Origin of the sequence: Falsochrobactrum ovis (assembly GCF_003259955.1) — a bacterium.
GTDB classification, from domain to species: Bacteria; Pseudomonadota; Alphaproteobacteria; order Rhizobiales; family Rhizobiaceae; genus Brucella; species Brucella ovis_A.
This window is the reverse complement of sequence record NZ_QLMK01000005.1, coordinates 1-12014: the sequence shown is the minus strand read 5'-3', so window position 1 is coordinate 12014 and position 12014 is coordinate 1. Positions and strand designations below refer to the sequence as shown.

Here is a 12014-nt window from a genome sequence, read left to right as displayed (position 1 = left end):
AAATAACAACCATTAGTTGCTTGTTTTTCTATAATTTCCCCTTAGAACGCATTATATGTGTTTGGTGAAACTTTATCGACCCGCCGTTTGAAAACAAATTCTAAATACGCGGTTGAGTGGCTTGGCCCGCATCAACTGGAGAGTGGATATATTACACGATGTTTGATTCTCGTGAAAAAATTGCGCTTTTTATTGATGGCGCCAATTTATATGCAGCCTCGAAAACTCTCGGTTTCGACATCGATTACCGCAAATTATTGAAGGCCTTTCAGAAGCGCGGTTATCTCCTGCGCGCCTATTATTATACGGCTCTGGTGGAAGATCAGGAATATTCCTCGATACGCCCGCTTATCGATTGGCTTGATTACAACGGATATAAGGTTGTCACCAAGACAGCCAAGGAATTTACGGATTCTACCGGACGTCGCAAAGTAAAAGGCAATATGGATATCGAACTTACGGTCGATGCCATGCAACTTACCGACACGGTCGATCACTTCGTGATTTTTTCTGGTGATGGCGACTTCCGTTCGCTCGTTGAAGCGCTTCAACGTCGTGGCCGCAAAGTTTCTGTTATCTCAACGCTTACGACGCAACCGGCAATGATATCTGACGAATTACGTCGTCAGGCGGATCATTTTATCGACCTGGTTTCGTTGAAGGGTGAAATTGGTCGGGAAGGTTTTGATCGTCCGCAATTTCGCCGAGCCGACGAGGAAATCGACGAAGACTATTGACGTCGTTCGCCTTTCGGTTCATCCAATAGCATGTTTTTAGAACCGTCACCGAACTGTCGCATTTGTCCTCGACTTCATGATTTTTTACAAGAATGGCGGCGCAAAGAGCCTGAATGGCACAATGCGCCGGTTCCGCCTTTTCGGCCCGCACATGATGATGATGTTAAGCTGCTGATTGTGGGGCTTGCACCCGGCTTGCGTGGTGCAAATCGGACCGGTCGACCATTCACAGGCGATTATGCTGGTGAGCTTCTTTATAGCACATTGTGCGAATTCGGTTTTGCGTCGGGAAAATTCGAGGCGCGACCAGACGATAGTCTTCGGTTAATAGATGCCTGCATCGTTAATGCGGTGCGGTGCGTTCCACCTGAGAACAAGCCCACAGGCAGCGAGATCAATAATTGTCGGCAGTTTTTTAGTCCGCTTCTTACGCATTTCAAAAATCTACGAGCAGTGGTAACTCTGGGCACGATTGCTCATCAATCTACTGTTCGCGCACTTAATTCGGCCGTCGCCCGGCATCCGTTTGGGCATGGTAAAGTGACAGAAATTAATGGTTTGCGGATTTTTTCGAGTTATCATTGCTCGCGTTACAATACGAATACGGGCCGACTGACCGACCCGATGTTTCGCGAAGTTTTCAAAAATGTGCGCAGCTGCCTGAATAGTGCCTCAGCTTGATCAGCCGCGATCCCTTAGCAGACGGGCTTTTTCACGGTTCCAGTCACGCATCTTTTCAGTTTCGCGCTTGTCATGATTTTTCTTACCGCGTGCGAGAGCGAGTTCTAATTTAGCCCTACCCTGCTCATTAAAATAGATTTTAAGCGGAACGATAGTCATCCCCTCACGAGAAACCGAATTGAACAAACGTGACATTTCACGCCTATTTACCAATAGCTTGCGATGTCTGCGAGGATCGTGATTGAAACGGTTTCCTTGTGTATATTCCGGAACATAAGAATTGATCAGCCAAAACTCACCATCCTCAAAGCTTGCGTAACTTTCGGCGATATTGGCTTGGTTAGCGCGCAATGATTTCACTTCAGTCCCGGTCAGAACGAGGCCGGCTTCTAAAGTATCGATTATCTCAAAATTGAAACGCGCTTTGCGATTCTCTGCGATAGTTTTGCGTGTGGGAGAGTTCTTTGATTTATTCATAATGCCATCATATACAACAAGCTTTCCCCAATCGAAACGCATATTTGGAGAGAGCATGTGGCGGGATCAAGAGTCCGCTCCCTAAAACTTAAGATCTCCATGCAAAAACGCCGCTGAATTCCACAGCGGCGCTCGCTACATCTGCGCTTAAAATCAGTTAATCAGGCCCGCATGCTGCATGGCTTGATCGATTTTCTCTGCTGTCGCAGCCTCGACAAGCACCATAGGCGAGCGGAGAGCGTTAGACACGCGGCCAAGGCGCGATAAGGCGTATTTTGGCCCTGCTGGGTTTGGCTCAATGAACAAAGCCTTATGCAAGGGCATCAATCGGTCTTGTAGTTCAAGTGCTTTTCCAAAATCACCATTTTGACAGGCGTTTTGAAACTCTGCACAAAGGCGCGGCGCAATATTTGCCGTCACGGAGATACACCCTACCCCGCCATGCGCGTTGAAACCCAATGCAGAAGCATCTTCGCCTGACAGCTGGATAAAATCTTTGCCACAAGCCAAGCGTTGTTCTGACACACGTTCAATTTTGCCAGTAGCGTCTTTCACACCGATAATATTATCATGATTGCGCGCCAGTTCGCCCATTGTCTCAGGCGACATGTCGATGATGGAGCGGCCAGGGATATTATAGATTATGACCGGGATCGAGATTGAGCGCGCCACCCGCGAAAAATGTTCATACAATCCGCGCTGGTTCGGCTTATTATAATAGGGAGTTACAACCAGTACGGCATCGGCACCGGCTTTTTCTGCAAATTGTGCAAGTTCGATCGCTTCGGTTGTGCTGTTGGAACCTGCCCCTGCAATCACTGGTACGCGACCTGCTGCGACTTCGATACAGACTTCCACCACCCGCTTATGTTCGTCATGGGAAAGTGTCGGCGTTTCGCCAGTCGTACCGACAGGGACAAGACCTTGCGTACCTTCTTGGATTTGCCAATTTATCAAATCCCGAAAGGCTTTCTCGTCGAACGCCCCTTCACTATCGAATGGCGTGACAAGTGCGGTAATTGAGCCTTTCAGCATCCCTGAACTCCTGAAAAATATCAACGAAACCTTCCGCGCTATGTCGATCTACAACCGTGGGAAGGCGATGCACCATAATCCTGCGACGGTTTTCGAGCAAGCAATTTGCTGTTACTGTTCGTCAAATTCAGCACCAATTTTTGTTTTATGCTAGCTCCGACAAGGATTATGAAATAATCTAAGCTATCGGAACCCGACTTTGCTGAAGAAGTCTTCACACAATCGATCGGGCAAATGCATTTTTGGCCTTTATTGCGGGTCATTCGTCAGCGAAAACGAAGTAAAATGCAATAGGGCTTAGAAATGCCTAATTTTATCGTTAGCACTATCAAGTAAATTTAGGCATAAGCGCGTTTGGATGAAGGTTATAGCCAAGCTCAGCAAACAAAAAAACAGCCTTCTCCTGTACTTGCTGTTGTCAAGTTCAGTGCTAGCGGGATTAATCGGATCTGCCACGGGGCAATCATTGCCACGTAATGATATTCCCACGCCTTTAGCTCGCCCCTTTCTCCCCACTGAAAATCATGAGCAGGCTCTCACTGATTCTCCCATGAAATTGGTGCTGCCGCAAGCCAGACCAACGCCGCCTGATTCACTGATTACTTCCTCTTTCGCCCGGATTGAGAACCCGGAAACAGTCGCTCGAACTCTTACAGGAGGGCTTGATTTAGTTAGTGCCGGTGAAATCGCAAAAGCCATCGCGCTGCGAGATAGTTTGTCTCAAGGTTCTCTCGACCGACAAATAATGACCTGGTTCATCGTGACAGCTCGGAACGGTGTAGTTCCACGGGACGAGATTTTGAAAGCGGCAGCCGAGTTGCCAGGCTGGCCGGGCCTGATGGGACTTCGCAATAATCTTGAACGCGCGCTGCTGCGTGAAAATCCACCGGCCGATATTGTTATTTCGACATTCAAATCATCGCCACCGCAAACACGCGAAGGCATGGTTGCGTTAGCTAGGGCGTTTATCTCGAATAAGGATAATGCTCAGGCTCAAGAAATTTTGACGAAATGGTGGCCTAGCGCACGTCTGACGCTTGATCAGGAAAGCGAAATACTCGCGGAATTTGCTCCAATACTCACGCGGGAATTAAAAGAAAAGCGCCTTGCTGCATTGCTTTATCAAGAGCGCTTACAACCGGCTAAATTGCTCGCTGACGCACTACAAGCGCAGTCGATATATCACGCCTATGTAGCATTGACGCAAAATTCGCCGAATATTGAAAAGGCGATTGCGGCGGTGGATTCTTCATGGCGGTCGAATCCTGCATATCTGTTTTTGCAAATACGCCATTTAAGACGCGCGGGAAAATTTCAAGAAGCAGCGAAGCTAATGCTTCAAGCGCCCACCGATGCCGGTACCCTCATCGATCCAGATGCCTGGTGGATCGAACGTCGCCAGCTTTCGCGTGAGCTGCTCGACATTGGAGACGCGCAACTTGCTTATCAAATTGCGGCAGCTCATGCGGCCGAATCGCCAGCTAAAGCGGTGGAAGCGGAGTTTCACGCAGGGTGGTACGCACTTCGTGGTCTGAAACAACCAAAGCTTGCCATGCCGCATTTTGCTAAGATCGCAGCTACCGCGTCTGGCGCTATTTCCGCGTCCCGGGCTTATTATTGGTTAGGCCGTGCTGCCGAAGAAGGTGCGCAGGGCAATAACGAAGCTTATTATCGTCAATCGGCCCGTTACGGAACGTCGTTTTACGGGCAGCTTTCGGCGGAAAAGCTCGGCATCCAGTTGCCCGCGCTTTCCTATCCCAGCCCTACCGACGCAGAGCGTGTCCGGTTTTCTGGAAGGCCAGCGGTCCAAGCGATAAAACGACTTGAACAGATCGGATATAGTCATCTCGCCGCGCCGCTTTACACCCGCCTAGCGCAGGAGTTGAACAATATTGGCGAGCTTGCGCTTTTGGCGGTCATGGCTGAAAAAAATCAAAGCCATTATCTAGCTCTCCGGGTCGGCAAACTGGCTTTACAACGCGGTCTTGATGTTGGTGCTTTATCACATCCTATCGGCGCTATCCCAGCATCTGCAGATATCGACCGTACCGGTCTGTCGCTTGCTTATGCTATTGCTCGGCAGGAAAGTGAGTTTAATGTGGCTGCGGTCTCAAGTGCTGGCGCGCGAGGTCTTTTACAATTAATGCCCGCCACCGCAAAAGGCGTTGCCAGTCGAAACAACATCAATTTTACCGCGCAAAAATTGACTACAGATGCTGCGTATAACGCTACTTTGGGATCGTTTTATCTGGCAGAACAGCTTGATCGTTTTGAAGGCTCCTATGTGCTTACCATAGCGGGTTATAATGCAGGGCCTGCCCGTGCAACGCAATGGGTTGAAAAATACGGTGATCCTCGCGGCAAATCTCTGGAAGAGGTTGTCGATTGGATTGAACGTATCCCCTATTCTGAAACAAGAAATTACGTGCAGCGTGTGATGGAAAACTACCAAGTGTATAAAACACGTCTCACGGGTAAAAGCGATATACGCGCAGATCTTATATATGGTCGTCGCTGACAATGACGATGTTTTTTAGCTTGGGAAAATCGCTGCCGGAATTGGCCCCCAGCCCGCTAAATATGTGTGAACTAAAATAACGCAATAATCGCGCATATCGGGCGCAAAGCACCTTGGATTATCGTATTTGCAATCGGCCTGGCATGCCTGGCTTTCGCTTTTTGTGTTGGTAGCGGGTGTAGCCCCATGCGTTCAATAGTGCGGCGGCGGGGCAAGGTTAATATCGAAAGCGCGCAGAATGGGCGGCAGCGTGCCTGCGCAATGTCAGGCCAGCTTAAGTCGTCGGCTTTTTTGACCGCGTTCTTTTCCCATTCTTAGAGGCAGGTTTTCGGGTTTTTGTGGCAGATTTTTTCTTTGCCGCTTTTGCCGGAGCTGCTGCCAGCTTCTTAGCCTGCTCTACCCATTTTTCCCGTGTTACGCGTCCAGAAAAACCAATTTTTCGTTCGACCCAAATTGCCTCGTCGCTGCTCCAATCCGCAATTTGAGAATAATGGAATATTCCATTCTCATGCAACATAGATTGAATCGCCTGACCTATACCTTTAATCGCCGTAAGGTCATCAGCTTTTCCGTTTCGCGGACCGTCCAGCCCGGCCGGGCGAGGTTCTATCTTGACGGGAGCTTCTTCAATTTTCTCTTCCGAACCAGAGGGAAGCTCCGTTTCTTCTACAGGCTTTTCCGCATCCGTTTCTGGTGCCTCTTCTGCAACTTTGGTCTCGACCGCGGTTTCTGTTACTTGATCTTTGTCCGCAATCACCGGTTCTGCTGCCGGAGTTTTAGCATTGTCAACGCAAGCAGGCGTAGAGAGTGCGGCCGCAACTATGATGTCTTCTCGTTCGACGGCAGACTTTCCACGTCTCCGAGACCACAAGGCCACAAGAAACAAAATAACAAGAGCGATAGCAACGAAAACCGTTAAGTGAACGGTTAACATGGGCATTTAATTTCCTCATATTATCTGTCTGGCCACGACCAAATCAGTACCTGCCTGGATGCGCAGAATACTTGGCCTTCGTCTAACAGCCAACAGCTACCTTTAAAAAAACTCGTTCAACACGAACGATCATTATGCAAGTTGATATCAAGAAGATCATGAATTTGCTGCAGAAATCACTGCAGCTTTAATCTCGATACAGAAACAGCGTGATAGTTGCTACTGTCAATTTGTACCATGACCGAGAATTAGAAGAAATCTCAGCGCCCCCGCGAATTCTAAACACAAAGGGGTCGTTATTATTTTAGTTTGATAATAGTCCTTCAAACCGGTGCGAAGGCACTATGCGCTTAAAGCATCGCATATAAATAATTTCTTTTAATAAATCTCAGTTCGGAGGAAAACGCAGTTCTCCCTACCGATCCTTATTCGGCAAGGTGGTGCAAAGTTTTATTGCTTGAATGACATCGACAGGAAATTAGCTCAATGGCCGCCGGTTGCGTCCAAGCCTATTATAAACAAAAAACCCGACAGCAAGCTGTCGGGTTTTCTGCAACCAATCCTTAAAGGATTAGAACGTACGCTGGAAGCGGATCATGCCCTGCCAAGCGTCTTTCTGTGACCGGATACCATCGTTGACCCAGTTGTAATCCTGCCATTCGCGGCTGAAGCGAGTGTAGGAAACTTCTGGTGTAATGGTGAAGCCAGGAACCATCTGGTAAGCTACGTTAGCTGAAACAGCGGTCTTGCCCCAATCGTCGTAAGCACCCTGAATGTTGAAGGTTGCTTTTTCGGTTGCGATGTACTTGAAGCCACCCCAGACAGCCCAATCGCCGCCCCACTGGCCGTACATCTGATCAGGAGTACCTTCCGAAGAGTAACCACCCTGTACCCAGGCGGAGAACTGATCGGTGAGGTTAACGTCCAAACGAACTTTACCAGACCATTCTTCGATGACCGAGTCGTAAGCTGCAACACCAGCGATCGAACCCCAGCTCTGAGCGTACTTCAAGCCACCAACGATATGCGGTACGTATTCGTCAATGACGTAACCATCCGAACCTTCTTCAACTGCGATAACAGCCGAGAAGCCGTTTCCGCCGGTGAAGGTGTAAGAAATCTTACCAGTGCGGTAACCTCCGGGAGAGATTACGTCATCATTGATGATGTCGCCGAGGTAACCGGTGAAGGTATGGAACTCGGACTCATCGATACCGACTTTCAGGCCGCCCAACTCAATGTATGCGAACTGAAGAGCAGTACCTTCATAAGAACCGCCGTATCTCTCACCATTGTATGTACGACCGCCATAAACACCGTCTTTACCAGACGCGTCAGCGCCATAGTTAAAACGGGTTTCGGTGTAGGTTTTCAGTGTACCGAATTCGGTTTCCGAAGCGGTCGAGGTGCGAAGCGCGAAACGGGCGAACTTGTCCCAACCACCGCGTTCTTCGCCAGTGTACGCATTGTCACCGCCCTTAACGTCGTAGCGGATGTAACCATGAATGCGCAGGCAGGTTTCAGTGCCTGGAATGTAGAAGTAGCCAGCGCCGTAAGCGTCGCAAACGCGGACATATTCAACTGCTTCTGGCTCTGGCGCGACAATGATGTCAGCTGCCTGAGCGCTGGTTGCTGCGACGAGTGCTGCAGCGGAGCCGAGGAGAAGGCTCTTGATGTTCATTTCTGACCTCCAGTCAAAGTTAAAAATGGGTCTGGGCATTCTGTTTTGGCTGAAGGACAACCTGTCCCCATCCCCTGATGAAAAAGTCGCCCCGAAGCGCTCCTTCTTCTGAATGTGAAGATACTCGTCCCCGCCATCGATTCAACATCGAATGTGGGTTGGCGCCCTTTCAAGCGATGCTATGCGATGGCGCTGTTGCAGAAAAGCCACGTATTTGCCACCTTTGAAATTAGAAATTAATGATTTCTTCATATTCATAAACAGTCGTTAAACATTCTTAACGCTTGAAAATACATATATTTTGGCGAGCCTAGCCTAAATAAGCGCGAATCTATCGGCCTTACTGAATTGTGGCGAAGTGCGGCGAAGCTCATCAGAATCGATTCAACGCTGGCCCGGAGAAGCCCTCTGCACACCTGTTCGAAATGCTATTAGTGCCAAATAGGCTTACGATTACGGTGCTATATGTATGAAGAGCGATAATTTCTCGGGAATTTTTCTTTCAAATGCGCAATTTGCTTGAAATGATCGAGCGTACCGGTTATCTGGCCCTTATCGGAGAGGTGGCCGAGTGGTCGAAGGCGCTCCCCTGCTAAGGGAGTAGACCCGTAAGGGTCTCGTGGGTTCGAATCCCATCCTCTCCGCCATTATGATTGGTTTCATTAAAATTTTTAGCTTTTTCATCAGTTGTCATAACACTGAATAACCTTGCCCATTTTTCGCAGGCAGAGCCTTCGCTCGTTCTGGGGTCCGGAATCACTACTGGAAAGATCGGAACTGGGTTGATGCTGGTGGCGATGAGACAGTTTTGCTGCCAGAGACGGGAAATTGCCGCTTCGTTATTATAGTAACCTTCGCTACAATTGGACTTACCTGGATTTGCCGGCGTCGCTTTTGCCGCATTTCATTCCACAGTGATGTGTGAGGTTTTCAATTCAATGAAAAGGGCCCCCGCAGGGCCCTCTCAGAATTGCTATATATGGATCACCATTTTACCCGGAAACCGAGATTGCTCCTTAAAGAATAGCTCTCTGCAAGATCGTGTAGGTAACCACCAAATCCAAATTCTCCAAAGATTGAGAACTTATCGTTTTGGAAGCTGTAAACTCCGCCCAGACCGAGTTCACCCCAGCTACGTCCTTCGTGCCCTAACTTGATCTTCTCTTGAGAGACCAGCATGCCGGAATTGCGTCCCCAAAACTCATGACTTAAATGAGCACTTCCGTAAAGCTTACCGCGATTCATAAAGCCTTGGCTGTCTAACCAGCTCTGTCCATACTCAATGCGAATGCCTCCCCGAGCAGTTAATGCCTGTGGGCGATCAAATGAAACTTGGGCATAAAAAGGGTCTGAAAACTCGTCCAGGCTAGTTTGTGACCAAGTAATTTGACCGTTTGGTATCAGTGTCCACGCTTGGTTGATAGCATAGACCTGCCCCGCCTCAACGCTGAGCGCGTAACCTTTCCCTTTAACGCTATTAACAAGGTTTCGATTGAGAGTGGAGGATGAGATATCGCTTTTAGTCCACAGAGCCTGTGCTTGTGCGTCCAAATAAAGACCACTATCCCCAAACCAGGTTAAAGACGTCCCTAGCGCATTTCCATTGACGTTAATTCGACCGTTACCAAAGAAAGATAGCAGATCAGCTTTCACATTCGAGTATTCAAACCAAGCACTTCCGATTAGGCGGCCATGTTCGGTTTCAAGAAACTGATTGTCGATACCAGCACGAATTTTCCAACTATCCATTTCATAGCGGTTACTCGTCGTGGATTCATAGAGGTTTGCGTTGGTATGCGCTGTTTCGATTCGTCCCCACACCAAGCCAGCATCGGTGACCATTTCCCTCCGAGTAGGATCGGATGCTGCAGTCAGCGTGCCAGGTCCATCGCCCTCGACTATATTCGCTGCCCCTGCACCGCGCCAGTAACGATCAGCCCCCCTCTCAAACAGGCCTGCAATACCGTTCAAGCGATGAACAATTGAGGCTAATCCGGAATAAAGCGGGACACCAGGCTGATAGATTTCCTTATCTTGATCGCCTCGGGAATTTCCACTTAGTCGTACACCACGCTGAGAGGAAACCGTAGCTTGGGTCGCACTGGAATTTCCATCTTGTGGCGCATTAGCCGGAACGGGAGCCGCGGCTGGAGCTGCACCAGTATTTCCATCTTGCGGCGCACCGGCCTGAGCGGGAGCCGCGGCTTGAGCTGCACCAGTATTTCCATCTTGCGGCGCATTAGCCGGCGCGGGAGCCGCAGCTTGAACAGCAGGATTCCCACCTTGCGGCGCACCATGCGGAGGCAGAGGAGGAGCCACATTTTGACCCCCGCCGGGATTTCCACCCTGCGGCGCATTAGCCGCAACGGGAGCCGCAGCTTGAACAGCAGGATTCCCACCTTGCGGCGCACCATGCGGAGGCAGAGGAGGAACCACATTTTGACCCCCGCCGGGATTTCCACCCTGCGGCGCATTAGCCGCAACGGGAGCCGCAGCTTGAACAGCAGGATTCCCACCTTGCGGCGCACCATGCGGAGGCAGAGGAGGAACTACATTTTGACCCCCGCCGGGATTTCCAACTTGCGGCGCATTAGCCGCAACGGGAGCCGCAGCTTGAACAGAAAGATTCCCACCTTGCGGCGCACCATGCGGAGGCAGAGGAGGAGCCACATTTTGACCCCCGCCGGGATTTCCAACTTGCGGCGCATTAGCCGCAACGGGAGCCGCAGCTTGAACAGCAGGATTCCCACCTTGCGGCGCACCATGCGGAGGCAGAGGAGGAGCCAAATTTTGCCCCCCGCCGGGATTTCCATTTTGCGGCGCATTAGCCGGAGCGGGAGCAGCAGCTTGAACAGCAAGATTTCCACCTTGCGGCGCACCATGCGGAGGCAGAGGAGGAGCCACATTTTGACCCCCGCCGGGATTTCCATTTTGCGGCGCATTAGCCGGCGCGGGAGCCGCAGCTGGAGCTACGACGGGATTCCCAACTTGCGGCACATTAGCCGGAGCGGAAGCCGTAGCTTGAACTACACTAGGATTTCCGCCTTGCGACGTAGCATGCGGAGGGGGAGGAGGAAACATACCCGCGCCCGGGTTCCCACCGAGCGGCGCACCGGCCTGAGCGGGAGCCGCAACCTGAACTAAACCGGTATTTACACTCTGCGGCGCACCATGCGGAGGGAAAGGAGGCATATTGTGAACTGGACCGATATTTCCGTCTACAAGAGCATCCCCACCGAAAGCATCAAGCTGCACAGCGTTTGGCGCGTCGTCCAGACCTATTAGATCGCTGCCAAACTCCCAGTTTGTATCTTGCGGCGCACTGGGCTGAAGGACAGCCATAGTTTGAGTTGCACCGATATTTCCGTCTACAAGAGCATCGTCAGCGACGACATCATACAGCACCGCGCTTGGCGCGTCGTTCACACTCCGCTCGCTGCCAAAGCTCGAGCTTGCATCCTCCGGCGCACCATGCGGAGGGAAAGGAGGCATATTGTGAACTGGACCGATATTTCCGTCTACAAGAGCATCCCCACCGAAAGCATCAAGCTGCACAGCGTTTGGCGCGTCGTCCAGACCTATTAGATCGCTGCCAAACTCCCAGTTTGTATCTTGCGGCGCACTGGGCTGAAGGATAGCTTGAGTTGCACCGATATTTCCGTCTACAAGATCATCCTCACCGACGGCACAACATGGCACTGCGCGGTATAAGTCTGCATCCTGCGGCGCACTAGGCTGGAAGGCAGCTACAGCCTGAGTTGCACCAAAATTTTTATCTACAAGATCAACTTCAGGAACGACATCATACATCACTTCGCCTGACGCGTCGTTGTTTTTGGTTAGCTTGCTGCGCAAGTGGAGTGCCCCCGTTTCACCGGACAGATCGGCTAGTTTGATTTAGCCCTGATGAACTGCCGAGGGGAAGCCATCTTGAGCGCGGAATGAGGATGT

The 12014-nt window shown here is 50.4% G+C and carries 8 protein-coding genes and 1 tRNA gene; 4 read left to right on the top strand and 5 right to left on the bottom strand.

The features are described from left to right. The first annotated feature begins 158 nt into the window (after positions 1-158). Positions 159-737, top strand: a complete 579-nt coding sequence (locus tag C7374_RS08225) for a LabA-like NYN domain-containing protein (protein WP_111575150.1) — start codon at positions 159-161, stop codon at positions 735-737. Positions 738-767: 30 nt separating this feature from the next. Next, on the top strand, positions 768-1418 hold the full coding sequence (locus tag C7374_RS08220) for a uracil-DNA glycosylase (RefSeq protein ID WP_111575149.1): 651 nt from the start codon (positions 768-770) through the stop codon (positions 1416-1418). Here C7374_RS08220 and smpB read toward each other — a convergent pair whose 3' ends face one another. Both smpB and dapA read right to left on the bottom strand, forming a co-directional pair. After that, on the bottom strand, positions 1419-1895 hold the full coding sequence (gene smpB / locus C7374_RS08215; RefSeq protein ID WP_111575312.1) for an SsrA-binding protein SmpB: 477 nt from the start codon (positions 1893-1895) through the stop codon (positions 1419-1421). 153 nt (positions 1896-2048) lie between these two features. After that, the gene (gene dapA, locus C7374_RS08210) at positions 2049-2930 is read right to left on the bottom strand and encodes a 4-hydroxy-tetrahydrodipicolinate synthase (RefSeq protein ID WP_111575148.1); all 882 of its coding nucleotides are present in this window, start codon (positions 2928-2930) and stop codon (positions 2049-2051) included. A 409-nt stretch (positions 2931-3339) separates the two neighbouring features. Between dapA and C7374_RS08205 the strand changes: the two genes are divergently transcribed. Continuing rightward, entirely contained in the window at positions 3340-5448 is a 2109-nt protein-coding gene (locus C7374_RS08205; protein WP_374850291.1) for a lytic transglycosylase domain-containing protein, read from the top strand. A 274-nt stretch (positions 5449-5722) separates the two neighbouring features. Here C7374_RS08205 and C7374_RS08200 read toward each other — a convergent pair whose 3' ends face one another. Together C7374_RS08200 and C7374_RS08195 are read right to left on the bottom strand one after the other, a co-directional pair. Then, a complete protein-coding gene (locus C7374_RS08200) occupies positions 5723-6388 on the bottom strand; it encodes an endonuclease (RefSeq protein ID WP_111575146.1) in 666 nt (221 codons plus the stop codon). A gap of 565 nt (positions 6389-6953) precedes the next feature. Then, on the bottom strand, positions 6954-8063 hold the full coding sequence (locus C7374_RS08195; protein ID WP_111575145.1) for a porin: 1110 nt from the start codon (positions 8061-8063) through the stop codon (positions 6954-6956). Positions 8064-8620: 557 nt separating this feature from the next. Between C7374_RS08195 and C7374_RS08190 the strand changes: the two genes are divergently transcribed. Further along, a tRNA-Ser gene (locus C7374_RS08190) sits at positions 8621-8710 on the top strand. 337 nt (positions 8711-9047) lie between these two features. Here C7374_RS08190 and C7374_RS08185 read toward each other — a convergent pair. Next, complete coding sequence (locus C7374_RS08185) at positions 9048-11918, bottom strand: autotransporter outer membrane beta-barrel domain-containing protein (protein ID WP_146612716.1); 2871 nt, start codon at positions 11916-11918, stop codon at positions 9048-9050. Positions 11919-12014: the final 96 nt, after the last annotated feature.

Excerpts from the sequence above, each read along its gene's own strand:
- C7374_RS08225 (WP_111575150.1), top strand. The coding sequence starts at position 159 with ATGTTTGATTCTCGTGAAAAAATTGCGCTTTTTATTGATGGCGCCAAT.
- C7374_RS08220 (WP_111575149.1), top strand. The coding sequence starts at position 768 with ATGTTTTTAGAACCGTCACCGAACTGTCGCATTTGTCCTCGACTTCAT.
- smpB (WP_111575312.1), bottom strand. The coding sequence starts at position 1,895 with ATGAATAAATCAAAGAACTCTCCCACACGCAAAACTATCGCAGAGAAT.
- dapA (WP_111575148.1), bottom strand. The coding sequence starts at position 2,930 with ATGCTGAAAGGCTCAATTACCGCACTTGTCACGCCATTCGATAGTGAA.
- C7374_RS08200 (WP_111575146.1), bottom strand. The coding sequence starts at position 6,388 with ATGCCCATGTTAACCGTTCACTTAACGGTTTTCGTTGCTATCGCTCTT.
- C7374_RS08195 (WP_111575145.1), bottom strand. The coding sequence starts at position 8,063 with ATGAACATCAAGAGCCTTCTCCTCGGCTCCGCTGCAGCACTCGTCGCA.